We start from the raw sequence: 21,012 nt of genomic DNA on the forward strand, positions 1-21,012 counted from the left end.
GGGATTTTATTTATAGAATCTTTTTAAGATTAGTCTTTCAATACACCTCTAGAAATGACTATTTTTTGAATTTCTGAAGTACCTTCATAAATCTGTGTAATTTTGGCATCACGCATTAAACGTTCAACATGGTATTCTTTAACAAATCCATTTCCTCCGTGCACTTGGACCGCTTCAATAGTAGTATCCATAGCCACTTGACTAGCAAATAGTTTTGCCATAGCACTAGACATATCATAGTTATTACCTTGATCTTTATCCCAAGCTGCTTTCATCACTAACATACGCGCTGCTTCAATTTGTGTAGCCATATCTGCTATTTTAAAAGCAATAGCTTGATGATTGCAAATTTCAGTACCAAATGCTTTACGCACTTTGGAGTATTTTTTAGCTAATTCATAAGCGCCAGCTGCAATACCTAATGCTTGTGCAGCAATTCCAATTCGTCCGCCAGATAATGTTTTCATAGCGAATGTAAAACCGAAACCATCTTCACCTATTCTATTCTCTTTAGGAACTTTAACATCATTAAACTGTAATGTATGGGTATCACTACCACGAATTCCTAATTTATCTTCTTTAGGGCCAACGTGAAAACCTGCCATACCTTTTTCAACAATAAAAGCATTAATTCCATGATGTCCTTTATCTCTATCCGTTTGTGCAATCACTAAATAAACATCGGCACGACCACCACTAGTAATCCAGTTTTTTGTGCCATTTAAAATATAATGGTCACCTTTATCTATTGCCGTTGTTTGTTGGGATGTGGCATCACTTCCAGCTTCTGGTTCACTTAAACAAAAAGCACCAACAAATTCACCAGTGGCCAATTTATTTAAATATTTATCTTTCTGCGCGTCATTACCATAAGCTTCAATACCGTAACAAACTAGTGAGTTATTTACAGAAACAATTACTGAAGCCGAAGCATCAATTTTGGATAATTCTTCCATAATTAAAACATAAGAAATGGCATCCATACCGCTTCCGCCATATTTTGGATCTACCATTATACCCATAAAACCAAGATCGCCCATCTTTCTAACTAATTTTTGAGGAAATTCTTGCTTGTTATCACGTTCTATAACGCCAGGTAATAATTCTGACTGTGCAAAATCGCGCGCTGCGTCGCGAATCATTATATGTTCTTCGGTAAGATTAAAATCCATAGTAATTTGTAATTGTTGAATTGTAAAAAAAAGTGAATGCAAAGATAATGTTTTAGCCGCATTTTATCAATTATGATTAGTATTTTTACAGATATGATGAATTCTACTTATAAAATATTAGGTGTTATGTCTGGAACCTCTCTGGATGGTGTGGATTTGGCATATATTAATTTGAGTTATGATGGAAAATGGCACTACAAATTTTTAGCCTGTGAAACAATCGCTTACTCCATGGATTGGCTCATTAAACTGAAGAACCTTGTAGGGGTTTCTTCATTAGAATTAAACCAAATAGATGAGGATTATACCCAGTATCTAGGCGGCATTATAAATACGTTTTTAAAAAAACATCATATTTCGGAATTAGACTTCATAAGTTCCCATGGACACACGGCTTTGCACCAGCCTGAAAATGGTATAACCGTTCAAATTGGTAATAAAAAAGAACTTGCCGTTTTAACAAACCATGATGTTATTTGTGATTTCAGACTTCAAGATGTGCAATTTGGAGGCCAAGGCGCGCCATTAGTTCCTATTGGCGATAAACTACTTTTTCCAGAATTTAATTACTGTGTAAATCTTGGTGGTTTTGCTAATATTTCAACAGAAATAGCTGGTAAACGCATTGCTTATGATATTTGTCCCGCTAATATTGTTTTGAATCATTACGTAGCAACTTTAGGATTAGAATATGATGATGCTGGTAAAATAGCAGCTTCTGGAAATTGTGATACTAATTTATTAGAAGAACTAAATAATCTAGAGTTTTATAAAAAACCGTATCCAAAATCACTGGGATTAGAATGGGTTGAACAGTATATTTTTCCATGTATAGATGCTTTTAATCTTGCAACACCTGATATTCTAAAAACGTTTAGTATTCATGTAGCTATTCAAATAGGAAATCAGATTAATAAAGGTAAAACGCTTATAACAGGAGGCGGAGCTTATAATGTGTTTGTAATGGAACAAATTAAAGAACAAACATCTACTGAAATTACTATACCCGATAATTCCTTAATCGAATACAAAGAAGCCTTGATATTCAGTTTATTGGGGGCCTTAAAATTTCGAAATGAAGTAAATTGTTTGGCCAGTGTTACAGGAGCAAAAATCGATCATAGTTCAGGAAAAATGTATCATCCATAAAATTATGGTAAAATTCATATTTTGCCGTTTATTGTTTTTTATATTTGTTGGGAAATTTAGAATATCTTACTAGTAAAAACTAATGTCTATATAATGAAAGATTTACTTCAAAAGTACGAGAATAAGCAACCAGAAATTGTATTCAATTGGAAAGATCCGGAAACGGAAGCTGAAGGTTGGACGGTTATTAGCTCTTTAAGAGGCGGTGCTGCTGGCGGTGGAACCCGTATGAGAAAAGGATTGGATGTAAATGAAGTATTATCTTTAGCCAAAACAATGGAAGTTAAATTTACCGTTTCAGGACCAGCTATTGGTGGTGCAAAATCGGGAATTAATTTTGACCCGCAAGATCCTCGTAAAAAAGGTGTTTTAGAGCGTTGGTTTAAAGCTGTTTCACCTTTATTAAAAAGTTATTATGGAACGGGTGGCGATTTAAACGTGGACGAAAGTCATGAAGTGATTCCAATGACGGAGCAAACGGGGCTTTGGCATCCACAAGAAGGTGTTTTTGAAGGTCATTTTAAACCAACCCCAGGCGAAAAAATTAATAGAATAGGACAATTACGTCACGGTGTTATTAAAGTTATTGAAAGCACTAAATATTCGCCAAGTTTAGAACGTAAATATACCGTTGCCGATATGATTACAGGCTTTGGGGTTGCTACAGCGGTAAAACATTATTATGATATTTTTGGAGGTTCTGTAGAAGGAAAACGTGTCGTAGTTCAAGGTTTTGGAAATGTAGGAGCCGCTGCTGCTTTTTATATGTCTAAAATGGGCGCTAAAGTAGTCGGCATTATGGATATTGCTGGAGGCGTTATTAATAAAGACGGTTTCACTTTTGAAGAAGTAACAAGCCTCTATCTAAATAAACAAGGAAATACGCTTGGTGGCGATGACTTAATCCCATTTCAAGAAATGAATGAGAAAGTTTGGGAACTAGAAGCTGAAATATTTTTACCATGTGCTGCATCGCGCTTAATTACGAAAGAGCAAGTAGATGCTATGATAAATAGTGGTTTGGAAGTTGTATCATGTGGCGCCAATGTGCCATTTGCCGATAAAGAAATTTTCTTTGGTCCTATTATGGAGCATACCGATGAGCGCATTAGTTTAATACCCGATTTTATATCCAATTGTGGTATGGCACGTGTATTTGCATATTTAATGGAAAGTAAAGTAGAAATGACGGATGAATCTATTTTTGAGGATACTTCAGCAACCATTAAAAAGGCTTTACAAAATGTTTATAAGGAGAATACTTCGAAAAAAGAATTGAGTAAAACTGCTTTTGAAATCGCATTACGTCAACTAGTTTAATACACAGAATTTTATGGGATCAATAATTATTATCGTTTTTATTGTTGGGTATTTAGCCATTACTTTAGAGCATAACCTAAAAATTGATAAATTAATTCCTGCATTGGTCATGATGGCCATATGTTGGGCACTAATTGCTTTAGGCTTAAATTCATTCCCGCTTTGGTTTGATTCAGCAAAGCATGCGATTGTTGATAATTTCGGATTGTTAGGTCAAGAAGAAAAGTTAATAATCATGGAGGAAAGCCTATTACATCATTTAGGTAAAACTGCAGAAATTTTAATATTCCTTTTAGGTGCCATGACTATTGTTGAAATCATTGATTATTTTGATGGTTTCGCAACTATCAAAGGCTTTATAAAAACAAAAAGTAAAAGCCGCATTCTCTGGATATTCGCATTTTTAGCATTTTTCTTGTCTGCAATAATTGATAACTTAACAGCTACAATTGTTTTAATATCTATTCTTCAAAAATTAATATATAATCGTGACGTAAGAATTTGGTACGCTGGTTTAATTATTATTGCTGCCAATGCTGGTGGTACTTGGTCTCCAATTGGTGACGTAACAACGACCATGCTTTGGATTGGTAAAAAAGTAACTACCGGACATTTATTCGTTTACTTATTTGTACCGTCTTTATTATGTATGTTAATACCTACATTTATTGCCTCTTTTTTACCAGCCTTTAAAGGTAATATTGATAACCCAGAAGCAGGTGAAGAAAAACCAAAAAGTAGATATAGTGCCAAAATGCTTTATTTAGGTTTAGGTGGAATTGTTTCCGTACCTATTTTTAAAACGGTTACCCATTTACCACCTTATGTTGGTATGATGTTAGCGCTTGGTGTGGTCGCTATTTTTGCGGAAATTTATAGTAATAGAAAATTTGCCATGTCTTTTGATACAGATCAAGCGGCAGATCATGAAGGACATCATAGTCCCGTACATAAATCATTAGCAAAAATTGAATTACCGAGTATATTATTTTTTTTAGGAATTTTAATGGCTGTTGCGGCTTTAGAATCTTTAGGAATATTATTTGGTTTTGCAACAACCTTACAAGATAACATGCCTATGTTAGGTACAGAATTCCATAATGTGGGTGATACTGGTGGACCCGTTTCAGATTTGGTGGTTTTATTAATGGGCGTCGGATCAGCTGTTATTGACAACGTTCCTTTAGTCGCCGCGAGTTTGGGAATGTTTAACCATTCCATAGATCATGAGCTTTGGCATTTTATCGCATATGCTGCTGGAACAGGTGGTAGTATGTTAATTATTGGCTCTGCAGCAGGAGTTGTGGCTATGGGAATGGAGAAAATTGACTTTTTCTGGTATTTTAAAAACATTTCTTGGTTGGCCCTAGTTGGCTTTATTGTCGGTGCCATAGCATTTATGTTTACAAGAACCATTTTTTAGTATAATTTTGATCGATTTATAGCGTTAACAATTTAATAGTCACAAATTTTATGATAAATACAATAATCCAAAGTGTTCAGGACGCTCAAGAAGGTGCTGAAATAATTACAGACGGTGAACCAGTTGAAAAAACACTCTCCATCATTGAATTAATTATTAGTGGAGGCATGGCAGGTCAAATTATAATTGCCATACTTTTTTTACTTCTAGTTCTTGCATGTTACATTTATTTTGAACGCTTGTTTGCCATAAAAGCAGCATCTCAAGTGGATAGTAATTTCATGAATCAAATTAAAGATTATGTTAGTAATGGGAAAACGGAGGCAGCTCAACTTTTATGTGCTCAAACCAATACACCCGTTTCTCGATTAATTAATAAAGGAATTACGCGAATTGGAAAACCACTAGAAGATATTAACACAGCCATTGAAAATGCGGGTCGTTTAGAAATATACGGACTAGAAAAGAATGTTAGTGTTTTGGCTACTATTTCTGGTGCTGCCCCAATGATTGGATTTCTAGGAACCGTTGTTGGTATGATTATCGCTATTTTCGAATTAGCAAATGCAGGCGGAACTATTCAAATGGATGTACTTGCTAGCGGTTTGTATACAGCAATGACTACAACAGTTGCTGGACTTATTGTAGGTATTATTGCCTACATTACTTATAACCATTTAGTAGTAAAAACAAATAAGGTGGTGTATCAAATGGAAGCAAATTCTTTAGAATTTTTAGATCATTTAAACGAACCTATTTAATATGAATATACGCGGAAGAAATAAAGTAACGCCTGAATTCAACATGTCGTCTATGACGGATATTGTATTCCTTTTACTTATATTTTTTATGATAGCTTCTACGTTGGTAACAACTAGTGCTATTGATATTTTACTGCCAAATGCAAGTGGGAAAACAGAAAATAAAAAATCTGTTGCTGTTAGCATCACCAAAGATTTGCGTTATTATATTGATTCGCAATTAGTAGGCGAAAGCATGTTAGAAGGTGAGTTGCTAAATGCTTTATCCAGTCAGGAAAAACCAACTGTGGTTTTGCGTGCTGAAAAATCGGTGCCAGTAGATAATGTTGTGAAAGTTATGGATATTGCCAATAGAAATAAGATTAAGGTTATTTTAGCGGTTAAACCTAATTAGGTTACAAATTCATGAAATATTTAGAGACCAAACACGAACGTAATTCAGCCAAGATAACTTCTTTAATAGTAGTTATCCTGGTTTTACTATTATTTGTAGTTGGAGCTCCTTATATGGATCCACCTGAAGAGTTTGGTGTGGCCGTTAACTTTGGAAATTCAGAAGTAGGAAGCGGGAATGTGCAACCTTCAGAGCCCGTTAAGTCTGAACCTAAAAATATTGAGCGTCCACCTGAAGAAGCGGTGACTAAACCTCAAGAATCAAAACCTGAAGCATCATCAGCGGCAAAAACAAAAGCTGAAGATTTGATGACTGAAGAAAATGAAGAGGCACTAGCCATTGAAAAAAAGAAACAAGCGGATGCTAAAACAAAGGCAATTGCCGATGCCAAAGCAAAAGCAATAACTGACGCCAAGGCTAAAGCACAAGCGGAAGCCGATTCCAAAGCTAAAGCGGAAGCTGAAAAAAAAGCCAAAGAACAGGCTGAAAAAGAAGCTAAAAAGAAAAATCTAGATGCTTTAATAGGCGGTGTTAGTAAATCAGAAGGTAAAACCACTGGTGGGGAAGGTGATGATAAGCAAGCAGGCGATAAAGGTCAGTTAGATGGAGATCCGTATGCGGCGAGCTATTTTGGGAGCTCTGGTTCAGGAAGTGGAGGCGTAGGTTACGGTTTAAAAGGTAGGGGTAAAGCCTCATACCAAACATTAAAACAAGATTGTAATGAATCGGGCTTAGTAATCGTTAAAATCATTGTTAACCGTGCCGGAAATGTTATTGAAGCCACTCCGGGTGTTCAAGGCACAACTAATACGGCTGCGTGTCTGTTAGAGCCTGCTAGAAAAATAGCTTTATCTCATAAATGGCGACCAGATAACAACGCACCAAGTAAGCAAGTTGGATTTGTAAATGTAAATTTCACTTTAGGCCAATAATTAATGACGTATCAAGATACTTTAAATTGGATGTTTTCTAAACTTCCAATGTATCAAAGACAAGGTAAATCTGCTTTTAAAGCGAATTTAGATAATTCTATAAGTTTCGCTCATCATTTAAATAATCCTCAAAATCAAATCAAAACCATCCATGTCGGCGGCACCAACGGAAAAGGCTCTACTAGTAATATGTTGGCGTCTGTTCTGCAAGAAGCCGGCTATAAAGTTGGATTATTTACTTCACCACACTTAAAAGATTTTAGGGAGCGCATTCGTATTAATGGCCAAATGGTAAGTGAGCAATTTGTGATTGATTTTATTGAACACAACAAAGTCTATTTAGAAAATACGGGTTTATCTTTTTTTGAAATGACATCGGGAATGGCTTTCGATTATTTTTCAAAAAATAATGTGGATATTGCTATCATTGAAGTCGGTTTAGGCGGTCGTCTAGATTCTACAAATATCATTAGACCAGAACTTTCTATTATTACAAACATTGGTTTAGATCATATTCAGTTTTTAGGTGATACCTTGGATAAAATCGCCTTTGAAAAGGCTGGAATTATTAAAAGCACCATTCCGGTAGTTATTGGAAAAACACAATTAGAAACAAAACCTGTTTTTGAAGCTATTGCAGAACGCTTGCATTCACCAATATCCTTTGCAGACCAACTAGCTCATGTAGATTATGAATCTGATTTAAAAGGCATTTATCAAACCGAAAACAAACAAACCGTTTTACAAGCCGTACTGGTTTTAAGAGCTCTTGATTATAAAATAGACGATATTCATATTGTCAATGGTTTAATTGCAGTAACACTTAATACGGGCTTTCAAGGACGATGGCAAATATTACAAAATAAACCTTTAATTGTTTGTGACACGGCTCATAATATAGACGGCTTAAAATTGGTGATGCAACAAGTGCAGGAATTAACTTTTAATGTCCTTCATGTGGTCTTTGGGGTTGTTAATGACAAGGATGTGTTGAGCATTTTAGACCTTTTACCTAGAAATGCCGTCTATTATTTCTGCAAACCCGAGGTGCCAAGAGGTTTAGATGAAAATATTTTGAGCGCTATATTTTTAGAACATGGTTTTCAAGGCAGTACATATAGTAGTGTAAATAAAGCACTTATGGCTGCAAAAAGTAAAGCTAACTGTGATGATATGATCTATGTTGGTGGCAGTACATTTGTAGTAGCAGAAATAATTTAATTTTTCTTCAAAAAAAGTTTTGGAATATTAAAAACTCTAGTATATTTGCAATCCAATTACGAAGGGCGATTAGCTCAGTTGGTTCAGAGCACCTCGTTTACACCGAGGGGGTCGGGGGTTCGAATCCCTCATCGCCCACAACAAAAAAGTCCGTTTCTAACGGACTTTTTTTTAGTTATAGGGGTCATTAACTCAGTTGGTTCAGAGTGTCACGTCGACAACGTGGAAGTCACTGGTTCGAATCCAGTATGACCCACATCAAGCGAAAATCTGCATGGGAATGCAGATTTTTTTATTGGAAAAAACCCTTCAAAGCGCGCTTTGAAGGGTTTTTTCCAATAAAAAAATCCAGAATGCGTGAGCATTCAGATTTACATTTGTCGGAGTGCGTTAATTTTGGATCAATGCAATTAATCCAATAAACAATTTCAAAGCTTGCTTTGAAGACGTATATAAGAAACTCCAATAAGTTTTCTTAATTTAAAGTTTAGTAATAAGGATTTATTAAATGGGATTTTGCGTGAGCATTCCGATTTACATTTGCAGAACCAGATTTATTATGGATCAATGCAATTAATCTAAAAGTTCCATAACCCGCTCCAAAGCCATCCCTCTAGAGCCTTTTATTAACACAAGCGCGCTATTTAGTGATTCAGTATTAAAGTCTTCTCTAAAAGCTTGAAATGAATCGTAGAATATGGTTTGGGGATTGTTACATTTAGCTTTATTGAAGTTTTCACCTAAAAATAGTGCTTGTTGAATGTCAAGTTTTTCAACAAGATCTACAATTGCTTGATGTTCAATTTTGGCTTCAGGGCCTAATTCAAACATATCACCTAGAATGACAATTTTCTTGGCGTGTTTCTGTTTTGAAAAATGCACCAAAGCAACGGTCATACTTGATGGATTAGCATTATAGGCATCCAAAATAATTTCTGTTGAACCTCTGGTTATTATTTGAGATCTATTATTGGTGGGAATATAACTTTCAATAGCCTCTTTTATAGAATCAGTAGGAACTTTGAAAAAGTTTCCTATAGCAATAGCCGCGGCTATATTATTGAAATTATAAGAGCCTATTAAGTGACTGGATATATGCTGATTTTGAAATTCTAAATGTACAAAGGGACTAGCATCTAAAAAGTGAATTTTAAGTTGATTCTCCAGTTCGCTGTCAGCAAATAAAATGGTGTTCGCGTTTCTACTTTTTTCAACTTGAATAGGGTCAGAGTTGTTGATGAAAATCTGTTTACCATAATCTTGTAAATAATTATACATTTCACTTTTTCCTTTAATAACGCCTTCAGTTCCGCCAAAACCTTCTAAATGCGCTTTTCCGAAGTTAGTTATATATCCGAAATCTGGTTTAGCTAGTTTACATAAAAACGCTATTTCACCTTGATGATTGGCGCCCATTTCAACCACGCCCATTTCGGTATTCTTGGTCATGGATAGCAAAGTTAAGGGCACACCAATATGATTGTTTAAATTTCCAACAGTGGCTATTGTTCGGTATCTTTTAGAAAGAACCGTATGTATTAATTCTTTAGTCGTTGTTTTCCCGTTGCTTCCGGTTAAGGCAATTATAGGAATACCTAAATAATCCCTATGAAACATTGCTAGTTTTTGTAAAGCGCTTAAAACATCATTTACTAAAATGGTGTTGTCATCTTTCTCATAGCTGCTATCATCTATAACTACAAATTTAGCCCCTTGTTCAAGAGCTTGTTGCGTAAAGGTATTGCCATCAAAATTTTCACCTTTTAAGGCAAAAAACAGGCAGTTTTTAGTGATTTTTCGTGTGTCTGTACAAACGCCCTCACAGGATAAAAAGCGTTCATGTAAAGTTTGTATTTCCATAAAATAAAAGTATAAAAAAAGTCCTGACTACCGCCAGGACTTTGTATAATTTTTGAAATAAACTATTTAGTTTTTACTTTTGTTTTTATTCTCTGATTTGGAACCTACACGAGACATAGCACATCTAAATCCAATATAATCAGTTGCCATGTTTTGTGGGAAATAACGACGTTGAGCAGGATCTAACCAATACTCTCTATCTTTCCAAGAACCACCTTTATAAACACGAACTTCGTCATTAATTAATGAAGTACGCTTATCTGAACGGTCATACTCACGAATCAACTGTCCTGCTGAATCTAGTTCAACATTATGTTTTGGTGAGTTGTACATGACACTAGTATGCGTTGCATCCGTACCTTCTTCATCTTCACTAAAACCATCACGGTAATCACGAGAAGAACGTTTATCACCATCTCTAAAGTTACGGTTATCACTCGTATCAAAGTTTGTTCTTAAGTACGTTTCATTTTCGTCAACTGGTACTTGGTGAATTTCACCTGGTAAATTTCTAGCTACAACTTTTCCGTTAGGTAAGGTGTCAAATTTAATTTCATCTGGCGTAACAATTCTTACGGTACCATCCTCGTTTAACTCATTTTTAGTGTAAACGTTTCCACGGTAGTAGTTAAAATCACTAAATTCATCATCAACAATTGGTCTGTAAACATCGGCAACCCATTCGGCTACGTTTCCAGCCATATCATATAAACCAAAATCATTAGGCTCGTAAGATTTCACAGCGTTAGTAATATCAGCACCATCATCAGACCATCCTGCAATTCCACCGTAATCACCTTTTCCTTGCTTAAAGTTAGCCATTTGGTCACCTCTAATTTTACGTTTTCCTGAACGTGTATATTGGCCATCCCATGGATATTTTTTACGACCTCTATAAACGTTATAGCTACGAATAGATGTTAAACCTAATGCGGCATATTCCCATTCAGCTTCTGTTGGAAGTCTATATTTGGGTGAAATAATTCCTGTTTCTCTTGTAGCATTTACGTTAATTTGATCGCCTGCGGCATTAGTTTGAACACGACGACGTGTATTTGCTGGATCTGTAAGTGCTGTATTTCCTCCGTAAACTTGTGAAGGTGCATTAATATAAGTATCTGTGTTAAAAGTAGCATCCGCAGATACATCATTTAATTTAGCATCTCTTTGAATATAACCAGCATCTTCTAAATTAGACTCGTTAACACGATCAGAACGCCAGTTAGCAAATTCAACTGCTTGAATCCAACTTACACCAACAACTGGATATTCAGCATAACCAGGATGACGCAAATAGTTTTCTGTCATAACTTCGTTATAACCTAAACGGTTTCTCCAAACTAAAGTATCTGGAAGAACACCATCGTAAATAGCTTTGAAATTATCTTCAATAGGTGGGTAGATACGTTTAATCCAATCTAAATATTCTAAATACATTAAGTTGGTAACTTCAGTTTCATCCATATAAAAGGATTGAACGTGCTGCTGATTTGGAGTATTATTCCAATCATGCATCACATCATCTTGAACGCGACCCATTGTAAAGGTTCCACCTTCTACAAAAACTAATCCAGGACCTGCTTCTTGTCCTTTAAAACTTGTGTTGTATTGGAAGCCTCCATCTTTTGAGTTAATATCCCAACCAGTAGCGCGAGAGCTATTGGAGCTAGAAGATCGTTTACAACCAACAGCTGTAACAGCTAGTGTTAAAACTAACAATAATTTTATTGTTAATACTTTTTTCATATCCATACGTTTAAGTAAGCTATTAATATTTTTGGTGACGCAATATATGAATTCTGCGTAATTATCCAAGCAATTATTTAAAATTAACTTAAAATATTGCGCATTTCATCCCGTTAATTCAACGTTTTAACGATGCTTTCAAAACTTTTAGCTAATGTTATGTCTAATTATAACGCCCAATTTTATAATTTATTATCGTAATTTCGTTTCCTTTTATTAAAATTGTTTGATATTTAATAATAAGCAACACTTAATTGCGTTATTTGTGTAATGAAAAAGAAATTATTACTACTTGCTTTATGCGTTTCTGTTGCGGTTTTTTCGCAACAAAAGCGCTTCGACATCACTTGGAATGGAACGAAATCCTTTAGTAATGAAAGTTTTTCTATTGAAGTTCCCGCTTTCAATTCTGAATATTATAGCTACAATCTCGATAATGGCTTGGAGTTTATTGCTCAATGGGAGATGACGCAATTAGTAAATGAAAATTCTGCACAAATTTCGAATATTTCCTACGCACCCATTTCAAAAAATGAATTAAAAGATGTGGATCTAAATACTATTCCAAATAAATTGGAATTTTCACTTCAGAATAGTACTGCTCGAAATAAAAATGGTGCATTTTTAACGCTTTCTCCTATTATTAGAGAAAATGGCGCATATAAAAAAGTAACAAGTTTCACTATAAATTATGGCACCAAAAATAGTTTAAGAACAGGTAACCGGTCAGCCATTACCAATTCCGTTTTAAGTTCGGGCTCTTGGTATCGTTTTCAAGTGGACAAATCAGGCGTATTTATTATCACGAGACGCTTTTTGGAGCAGTTAGGAATTAATATAGATAGCGTAGATCCAAGAACCATTAAATTATTTGGTAATGGTGGGCGTATGATTCCGTATGCTAACTCGGCGCCTTATCCTATGGATTTGCAAGAAAATGCAGTTCGTATTATAGGTGAATCAGATGGGTATTTTCATGATGGCGATTATATGTTGTTTTATGCTGAAGGTCCAAATGGTTATGATGTTGCCAGAAACACCAACATTAATATTTATAATACAGCAACTACCTATTATATTAATATAAGTTCTGGAAACGGGAAACGAATCCAGTCCATGATTCAACCATCTGGCGCGCCTGATATGATGATTAACACGTTTCAAGATTATCAATATCATGAAGTAGATGAGTACAATTTAGCTAGTGTAGGAAGGCGCTGGTTTGGCGATCGTTTTGGAATAGAAACGACAAAAACTTTCGATTTTTCTTTCCCTAATCTAGTTACCTCGCTACCGGTTCGTTTAAAAGCTTATGTAGCTTCCACTTCCGAAATTACTACAACCATGGCGCTAAATGTAAACAGTGCTGCTATAGCAAACTTGGTCATTCCATCTGTAACAAATTCTACTTTGGCCAGTGAAGCTATTTACAATAATAATATTTCTGTTGCCAGTCCTAATTTAGCCGTAACATTAGAATATAATAATGGTGGTAATCCCTCTGCTTTAGCGTATATAGATTATATTTCTTTAGAAGCTACTCGGGAATTGACATACGCAGGAAAGCCTTTTACGTTCCGAAATCGTGCTGTTGCAGGGGCTTCGGGAATAGGGCAGTACACCATGACCAATGCAGCGCAGGTTAACGAAATATGGGAAATCACGGATTTATACAACATTAAAGCATTAAAAAACACAAACGCTAATCCTATAATTTCCTTTACTTCAAATTTAGGAACCTTGCGAAATTTTGCGGTTGTAGCTTCGGGTGGATATCATGAACCTACTTTAATTTCCAATCCTTATGTTAGCAACCTAAATTTAAAAGGTAGCATTTTCAATAATGCTCAAGGTGTTTTTCAAGATGTAGATTATATCATTATAACGCCAGCTAATCTTTATTCACAAGCCGAACGTTTGGCTCAAATTAATAGAAACCAATATAATTTAAACGTTAAGGTTGTAAAATTAGCAGATATCTATACCGAGTTTGGACCAGGCGTTCAAGATATTGGCGCCATTCGTAATTTCGTTAAATATGTATATGATAATGCAAGCGCTCCAGAAAAACGACTCAAATATCTGTGTTTGTTTGGCGATGGTTCATTTGATTATAAAGACAGAGTTTCTAATAACACCAATATTGTTCCTTTATGGCATGCTTATGACAGCTTTAATTTAACCAGCTCTTTTGTGTCCGATGATTTTTATGGAATGATGGACGCTAATGAAGGGAATATGCAAACTTCTGATAAATTGGATATTGCAGTTGGTCGTGTTTTAGCCGATTCTCCTCAACGTGCTAATGAATTGGTGGATAAAGTGGCTTCATATTATATAGAATCATCTTATGGAAATTGGCGTAATAATGTGGTGGTAATTTCGGATGATGTAGATGAAGGCTGGGAAAAGGATATTCAATTAACAACTAATACCATTGGTGATAATATTTCGTTAGCCAAACCTTTTATAAACGTAACTAAAATACATACGGATGCTTATATCCAAGAATCTTCCGCTGGTGGTGATGCCTATCCTTCTGTTACTACGGCTATAACAAATGCTATAGAAAGTGGCGTTTTAGTTGTGAATTATTTTGGTCATGGTGGTGAAGATGGCTTGGCTAAAGAGCGAATTTTTACGAAGCCAGATGCACAAAACTTGAATAACGTTTGTAAATTAAATTGCTTTGTAACTGTAACCTGTGAATATACCCGTTTTGATAATCCAATGCGTCCAACCGCTGGTGAATACACGTATTGGAATAAAACTGGAGGTGCCATTGGTTTAATTACAACTACCAGACAGATTTTTGTGAGTGTTGGTATTTCATTCAATATTATATTAGAAGAATATTTATTCTCTTTTAATGCGAATGATGATTATGATGATGATGAATATCCAAGTATGGCAGAAGCCTTGCGTTTAACTAAAACAAATCCAGCCATTTCAGGAATTGGTCAAAGACGTTTGGTGTTTTTTATTGGAGATCCTGCCATGAAATTGGCCATTCCAAAACCAAGTATTCGCTTAACTAAAGTAAATGATGTGCCTGTTAACCAGGCTACGCCGCCCTTAAAAGCCTTAAGTCGCGCTAAATTAACCGGAGAAGTTACAGACCAAACAGGAAATGTTATTACAGATTATAACGGGGTGCTTTCCGTAAATATATATGACAAAAAAGTACAGCGTACAACTTTGGCAAATGACCGTATTCGTGAAGCTGGACAGCTTATTAAAATGAATTTTGAAACCCTAGGCGCAACTATTTTTAGAGGTCAAGCTTCTGTAACTAACGGAAAATTTGAATTTGAATTTATCGTGCCTCGTGACATTGGTATTCCAGAAGGTAATGGTCGCGTTAGTTTTTATGCGAAGAAAAATAATTCATTGGATGATCAATCCGGTGCAAATTCTACTGCAGTAATTATTGGAGGCCTGAACCAAAATGCACCAGAAGATGCTATTGGACCTGTTATTAAATTATATATGAACGATGAAAATTTCGTTTCAGGAGGTATCACCAACGAATCACCAAGTTTATTGGTGAAGTTAGAAGATGAAAACGGGATTAATACCGCCAGCGGAATTGGTCATGACATTGTAGCGATTTTGGATGGCGATGAAACCAATCCGTATATTTTAAATGATTACTATCAAACGGAAATAGACGATTATCAAAAGGGAACTGCTAATTTCCCCTTAAGAAATATTCAGCCTGGATTACATACGTTAAGTTTAAAAGCATGGGATGTTTATAACAATTCATCTATTTCAGAGATTCAATTTGTGGTACACAACGAGAATCAGAGCCTTGTTATCGAAAATGTTTTAAATTATCCGAATCCCTTCGTTAATTACACCGAATTTTGGTTCAACCACAATAGTTCCGATGCTTTGGACGTTTCAGTACAGATATTCACCGTTTCTGGGAAGTTGGTAAAAACATTAAATGGTCAGACCAATTCTTCAGAATGCTGCGGAAAAGGTACATCCGCTTTATCCCGAGATATAGTTTGGGATGGTCGTGATGATTTTGGAGATAAAATAGGAAAAGGCGTTTATATATATAAATTAACCGTTAGATCGCCACTCCTAAATAAATCCGTTGAAAAAATTGAGAAACTTGTAATACTTTAATAATACATTATATTTGCTAAATAAAATCAATACATGAAAAATCGAATTTTATTACTATTTACACTTGTTTTTGGGCATCAAATTTATGCGCAAACTGTTGTTTTACCTAACACGAACGATTCTCGTGTTATAACAACTGGTATGCCATTTTTGTTAATTGCGCCAGAGGCTAGAGGTGCCGCTATGGGAGATATGGGCGTTGCAACATCGGTTGATGCGTTTTCTCAAAACTGGAACCCTTCTAAATATGCCTTTTCAGAAAATAAGCAAGGCTTCAGTTTAAGTTATACACCTTACCTTACCAAGCTTGTAAATGACATATCATTAGCGTATTTAACTTATTATAACCGAATTGATGAACGCAGTGGTTTTGCCGTAAGTTTGAAATATTTCGGATTAGGAGAAATTGAATTGGTTCAAGATGAAAATTCGACACCGTTAGTGGTGAAGCCGAATGAAATTTCTTTAGACGGATCTTACTCTCTAAAATTAAGTGAGCAATTTGCTATGTCTGTAGCTATGCGTTATTCACGTTCGGATTTAAAAATTGATGCTATTGATGCCGATGCTACTGCAGCAAATTCATTTGGTGTGGATATAGCCGGTTATTACCAAAGTGAAGAGCAAGCTTATGCTAGTTTTAATGGACGTACCCGTTTAGGATTTGCCATTCAAAATATTGGACCAACTTTTAAATATGATGATGGTGGCCAAGAAAACTTCCAACCAACTAACTTACGTTTAGGTGGTGGATTTGATTTTATTTTGGACGACTTTAATAAAGTATCTATAACGGCTGAAGTAACGAAGTTATTAGTGCCAACTCCTCCAGTATATGGAACAGAGTTTAACTATACTGAAAGTGGTGCAAATCCAGGTTTTCAGAGTGATGAAGATACTTTAGGTGCTGTTGTAACTCCAAATGTGATTGTAGAAGGTAAGGATCCTAATGTTGGCTTTTTCAAAGGGATGTTTCAATCATTTGGTGATGCGCCAGGCGGATTCAAAGAAGAGATAAAAGAATTTACCTATGCTGTTGGTGCGGAATATATGTACCAAGATTCTTTTGGTTTTAGAGCTGGTTATTTCAATGAAAGCGATGAAAAAGGTGCAAGACAATTTTTTGCTATTGGTGCCGGATTTAAATACAATGTAATTGGTTTAGATTTATCATATCTATTCTCGGCTTCTAAAGTGCAAAACCCGTTGGAGAACACGTTGCGTTTTTCTCTAACCTTTAACTTTGGTCCTGGAACTTACAGAGAATATTAATTAATAGAATAAAGAATAACAAAAAAACTATTGCTGCTAGCAATAGTTTTTTTTGTCTAATACCAATTTAATTTAATTATGCGGTTTAAATATTAAACGATTTATTACTTCATTATTTGGTTAGATTGCTATGAAATAGTTTCTTAATTTAGTGCGTTATAAAATAGATTATGAAAGAAGTAAAAATTGAAACCATTCTACAAGTTTATGATAATTATGATGAACTTCCAGAAGACATAGCGGCTTTAATGACCCAAGCTACTGAAGCTCGTAGTAAAGCGTATTCGCCTTATTCTAACTTTAGTGTTGGGGCGGCTATATTATTGGACAATGATGAGGTTATAACAGGAAGTAATCAAGAGAATGCATCTTACCCGTCTGGACTTTGTGCAGAACGAACGGCTATTTATTATGCAGGCTCACAATATCCAGATGCTAAAATAATTAGAATGGCTGTAATTGCAGGTTCTAATGTAAAGCATACCATGACACCAATTCCGCCTTGTGGCGCTTGCCGACAAGCCATTGCGGAATATGAAGTAAAACAAAACACGCCTATTGAAATCTATTTTATGGGTGAAACAGGGAAAGTGGTGAAATCAGATTCGCTTGCCAATATTTTACCCTTAATTTTCGATAAAAGCTCGTTATAAAGACTTCAGGCTTTCTAAAAATTCTTTTAACGCAATTTTTACGTTTTTCGGTTTTTTCGTTACTAACTAAAGTGTTACTTTTGTCTATTCGTTTATCAAATTAACGTTACCAATGCAAAAGATAACCAAAGAAGTATACCTAAAGTGGTATGAAGACATGTATTTCTGGAGAAAGTTTGAAGACAAACTAGCAGCCGTTTACATTCAACAAAAAGTAAGAGGATTTCTTCACTTATACAATGGTCAAGAGGCCATATTAGCAGGCGCTTTGCATGCTATGGACTTAACAAAAGATAAAATGATTACCGCTTATAGAAACCACGTACAGCCAATAGGTATGGGTGTGGATCCTAGACGTGTTATGGCCGAGTTGTATGGAAAAGCAACAGGAACATCACAAGGTTTAGGTGGTTCTATGCATATTTTTTCTAAAGAACACCGTTTTTATGGTGGTCATGGTATTGTCGGTGGACAAATTCCTTTAGGTGCTGGTATTGCATTTGGTGATAAATATCATGGAAGTGATGCTGTAACTTTATGTTGTTTTGGTGATGGTGCTGCTAGACAAGGATCCTTACACGAAACTTTTAACATGGCTATGTTGTGGAAATTACCAGTAGTTTTCGTTTGTGAAAATAACGGTTATGCCATGGGAACGTCAGTTGAACGCACGGCAAACCATACTGATATTTGGAAACTTGGTTTAGGTTATGAAATGCCTTGCGGACCCGTAGACGGTATGAACCCAATTAAAGTAGCAGAAGCTTTTGATGAAGCTATTCAGCGTGCTAGACGCGGTGATGGACCAACATTTTTAGAGCTTAAAACATACCGTTATAGAGGTCACTCTATGAGTGATGCGCAGCATTATAGAACCAAAGATGAGGTTGCTGAATACAAGAAAATAGATCCAATTACACAAGTAAAAGATATTATTCTTGCTGAAGAATATGCTACAGAAGCAGAAATTAAAGTAATTGATAAACGTGTAAAAGCGTTGGTTGAAGAATGTGAAAAGTTCGCTGAAGACTCGCCATACCCAGAGAAATCTGTTATGTATGACGTGGTTTATGACCAAGAAGATTACCCATTTATACAACATAAACTTTAAACAATGGCTGAAATTATAAACATGCCCCGTTTAAGCGATACCATGGAAGAAGGTACCGTGGCAACGTGGCTAAAGCAAGTTGGAGATAAGATTGAAGAAGGTGATATCCTTGCTGAAATTGAAACTGATAAAGCCACAATGGAATTTGAATCCTTTCATGAAGGTACCTTATTACATATAGGTGTTCAAGAAGGTGAAACTACAAAAGTAGACACGCTTTTAGCCATTATTGGTGAAGAAGGTGAAGATATTTCGGATTTACTTAAAGGCGGTTCAAAAGCCACAAAAGAAGAAGATTCATCTGCAGACGAGGATGAAGATGAGGATGATGCTTCTGAAGATACCAAAGATAAATCTGAAACTACAGATGAATCGGATGATGATTCAGATGAAGAGGGAAAATCTGATGATGATTCTAAAGAAAAAGAAGAGAAGTCTTCTAAAGATTCAGAGAATAAAGAATCAAACGATTCTGATTTACCAGAAGGTGTAATCGTTGTTACCATGCCGCGTTTAAGCGACACTATGGAAGAAGGAACGGTTGCTACGTGGTTAAAAAAAATAGGAGATACAGTTCAAGAAGGTGATATTTTAGCTGAAATTGAAACAGATAAAGCCACTATGGAATTCGAGTCCTTTCAATCTGGAACCTTATTGTATATTGGTTTAGATGAAGGTGAATCAGCTAAAGTGGATGCACTTTTAGCCATTATCGGTCCGGAAGGAACGGATGTTTCAGGTATTGCAAAAAACTTTAAAACTGGTGCAACTTCTGATAAAAAAGAAGAAAAACCAAAAGCGGATAAAGAAGCGAAGCCAGAAGCTAAAAAAGAATCGAAATCAGAGGATAAGAAAGAACCGAAAGTAGAAAAAGAGGCAACTTCAAGTCCGACTCCTGCAAAAACTACTACTTCAAATTCAACAGGTCGTGTTTTCATTTCGCCTTTAGCTAAAAAAATGGCTGAAGAACGTGGCATCGATTTGTCACAAGTAACAGGTTCTGCAGAAAATGGTCGTATTGTAAAACGCGATATCGAGAACTTTAAACCAGGAGCTAGTTCTGCTGCAACCGTTGGGAAATTTGTTCCTACGGGTCAAGAGGATTTTGATGAGGTGAAACATTCGCAAATGCGTAAAGTAATTGCGAAACGTTTAGGGGAATCTAAATTTTCGGCCCCACATTATTACTTAAATGTAGAATTTGACATGGAAAATGCTATGGCATTCCGTGAGCAATACAATTCTATTCCTGATACTAAAATTTCATACAACGATATTATTGTGAAAGCTTGTGCGTTAGCTTTAAAACAGCATCCGCAAGTAAACTCGCAGTGGTTTGATGATAAAATGAGACTTAATAATCACGTACATATTGGTGTTGCCGTTGCGGTTCCTGATGGTTTAGTGGTTCCTGTAGTTCGTTTTGCTAATGAGCAATCCTTACCGCAAATTGGAGCAGCTGTTAGAGAATATGCTGGTAAAGCGAAAAACAAAAAACTAACGCCTCAAGAAATGGAAGGTAGTACCTTTACGATTTCTAACTTAGGGATGTTTGGTATTGAAAGTTTTACCTCTATTATTAATCAGCCTAATTCAGCAATCTTATCTGTTGGCGCTATTTTAGAAAAGCCTGTTGTTAAAAACGGACAAGTATTAGCTGGTAACACGATGAAATTAACAATGGCATGCGATCATAGAACGGTTGATGGTGCAACAGGTGCTCAATTTTTATTAACTCTACGTGGTTATATTGAGAATCCAATTACCATGCTGGTTTAATTTAATAAATACCATGTATTAGCTTTTATATATAGGAAATCCTGCTTAATCAAGCGGGATTTTTTTATATTTAAACTTT

15 protein-coding genes and 2 tRNA genes are annotated in these 21,012 nt (G+C 35.6%); 14 read left to right on the forward strand and 3 right to left on the reverse strand.

Translation table 11 applies throughout. The features are described 5' to 3' along the window. Window positions 1-29 precede the first annotated feature (29 nt). Window positions 30-1,172, reverse strand: coding sequence for an acyl-CoA dehydrogenase (locus tag ES674_RS06430; RefSeq protein WP_148403654.1), 1,143 nt, complete (start codon window positions 1,170-1,172; stop codon window positions 30-32). A gap of 72 nt (window positions 1,173-1,244) precedes the next feature. Between ES674_RS06430 and ES674_RS06435 the strand changes: the two genes are divergently transcribed. The 9 genes from ES674_RS06435 to ES674_RS06475 all read left to right on the forward strand — a co-directional run bounded on the left by ES674_RS06435 (window position 1,245) and on the right by ES674_RS06475 (window position 8,628). Next, entirely contained in the window at window positions 1,245-2,321 is a 1,077-nt protein-coding gene (locus ES674_RS06435; protein ID WP_246125981.1) for an anhydro-N-acetylmuramic acid kinase, read from the forward strand. Between the two features lie 93 nt (window positions 2,322-2,414). Further along, window positions 2,415-3,641, forward strand: a complete 1,227-nt coding sequence (locus ES674_RS06440; protein ID WP_148403133.1) for a Glu/Leu/Phe/Val dehydrogenase dimerization domain-containing protein — start codon at window positions 2,415-2,417, stop codon at window positions 3,639-3,641. A 13-nt stretch (window positions 3,642-3,654) separates the two neighbouring features. Beyond that, on the forward strand, window positions 3,655-5,064 hold the full coding sequence (gene nhaD, locus ES674_RS06445) for a sodium:proton antiporter NhaD (protein ID WP_148403134.1): 1,410 nt from the start codon (window positions 3,655-3,657) through the stop codon (window positions 5,062-5,064). Window positions 5,065-5,114: 50 nt separating this feature from the next. Beyond that, window positions 5,115-5,825 (forward strand): MotA/TolQ/ExbB proton channel family protein, encoded by a 711-nt coding sequence (locus tag ES674_RS06450; protein WP_148403135.1) that lies wholly within the window; start codon window positions 5,115-5,117, stop codon window positions 5,823-5,825. A 1-nt stretch (window position 5,826) separates the two neighbouring features. Then, the gene (locus ES674_RS06455) at window positions 5,827-6,219 is read left to right on the forward strand and encodes an ExbD/TolR family protein (RefSeq protein ID WP_148403136.1); all 393 of its coding nucleotides are present in this window, start codon (window positions 5,827-5,829) and stop codon (window positions 6,217-6,219) included. Between the two features lie 11 nt (window positions 6,220-6,230). Beyond that, window positions 6,231-7,151 (forward strand): energy transducer TonB, encoded by a 921-nt coding sequence (locus tag ES674_RS06460; RefSeq protein ID WP_148403137.1) that lies wholly within the window; start codon window positions 6,231-6,233, stop codon window positions 7,149-7,151. Window positions 7,152-7,154: 3 nt separating this feature from the next. Next, the gene (locus ES674_RS06465; protein ID WP_148403138.1) at window positions 7,155-8,372 is read left to right on the forward strand and encodes a bifunctional folylpolyglutamate synthase/dihydrofolate synthase; all 1,218 of its coding nucleotides are present in this window, start codon (window positions 7,155-7,157) and stop codon (window positions 8,370-8,372) included. A gap of 63 nt (window positions 8,373-8,435) precedes the next feature. Beyond that, window positions 8,436-8,510: transfer RNA gene (locus ES674_RS06470), tRNA-Val, on the forward strand. A 43-nt stretch (window positions 8,511-8,553) separates the two neighbouring features. Beyond that, a tRNA-Val gene (locus ES674_RS06475) sits at window positions 8,554-8,628 on the forward strand. A gap of 317 nt (window positions 8,629-8,945) precedes the next feature. On the opposite strand, the gene ES674_RS06480 is transcribed toward ES674_RS06475, so the two are convergent. Further along, entirely contained in the window at window positions 8,946-10,232 is a 1,287-nt protein-coding gene (locus tag ES674_RS06480) for a UDP-N-acetylmuramoyl-tripeptide--D-alanyl-D-alanine ligase (protein WP_148403139.1), read from the reverse strand. A gap of 66 nt (window positions 10,233-10,298) precedes the next feature. After that, complete coding sequence (gene gldJ, locus ES674_RS06485) at window positions 10,299-11,984, reverse strand: gliding motility lipoprotein GldJ (protein ID WP_211359269.1); 1,686 nt, start codon at window positions 11,982-11,984, stop codon at window positions 10,299-10,301. 264 nt (window positions 11,985-12,248) lie between these two features. Here gldJ and porU point away from each other — a divergent pair, with 264 nt between their 5' ends. The 5 genes from porU to ES674_RS06510 all read left to right on the forward strand — a co-directional run bounded on the left by porU (window position 12,249) and on the right by ES674_RS06510 (window position 20,933). Next, a complete protein-coding gene (gene porU, locus ES674_RS06490; protein WP_148403141.1) occupies window positions 12,249-16,118 on the forward strand; it encodes a type IX secretion system sortase PorU in 3,870 nt (1,289 codons plus the stop codon). A gap of 33 nt (window positions 16,119-16,151) precedes the next feature. Next, window positions 16,152-17,390, forward strand: coding sequence for a type IX secretion system outer membrane channel protein PorV (porV, locus tag ES674_RS06495; protein ID WP_148403142.1), 1,239 nt, complete (start codon window positions 16,152-16,154; stop codon window positions 17,388-17,390). Window positions 17,391-17,560: 170 nt separating this feature from the next. Beyond that, complete coding sequence (gene cdd, locus ES674_RS06500; RefSeq protein WP_148403143.1) at window positions 17,561-18,043, forward strand: cytidine deaminase; 483 nt, start codon at window positions 17,561-17,563, stop codon at window positions 18,041-18,043. A 112-nt stretch (window positions 18,044-18,155) separates the two neighbouring features. After that, window positions 18,156-19,154 carry a pyruvate dehydrogenase (acetyl-transferring) E1 component subunit alpha gene (pdhA, locus tag ES674_RS06505; protein ID WP_148403144.1) on the forward strand — a complete coding sequence of 333 codons (999 nt, stop codon included), beginning with the start codon at window positions 18,156-18,158 and terminating at the stop codon, window positions 19,152-19,154. Window positions 19,155-19,157: 3 nt separating this feature from the next. Further along, entirely contained in the window at window positions 19,158-20,933 is a 1,776-nt protein-coding gene (locus ES674_RS06510; RefSeq protein WP_148403145.1) for a pyruvate dehydrogenase complex dihydrolipoamide acetyltransferase, read from the forward strand. Window positions 20,934-21,012: the final 79 nt, after the last annotated feature.

Origin of the sequence: Bizionia myxarmorum (assembly GCF_008086205.1) — a bacterium.
GTDB classification, from domain to species: domain Bacteria; phylum Bacteroidota; class Bacteroidia; order Flavobacteriales; family Flavobacteriaceae; genus Algorimicrobium; species Algorimicrobium myxarmorum.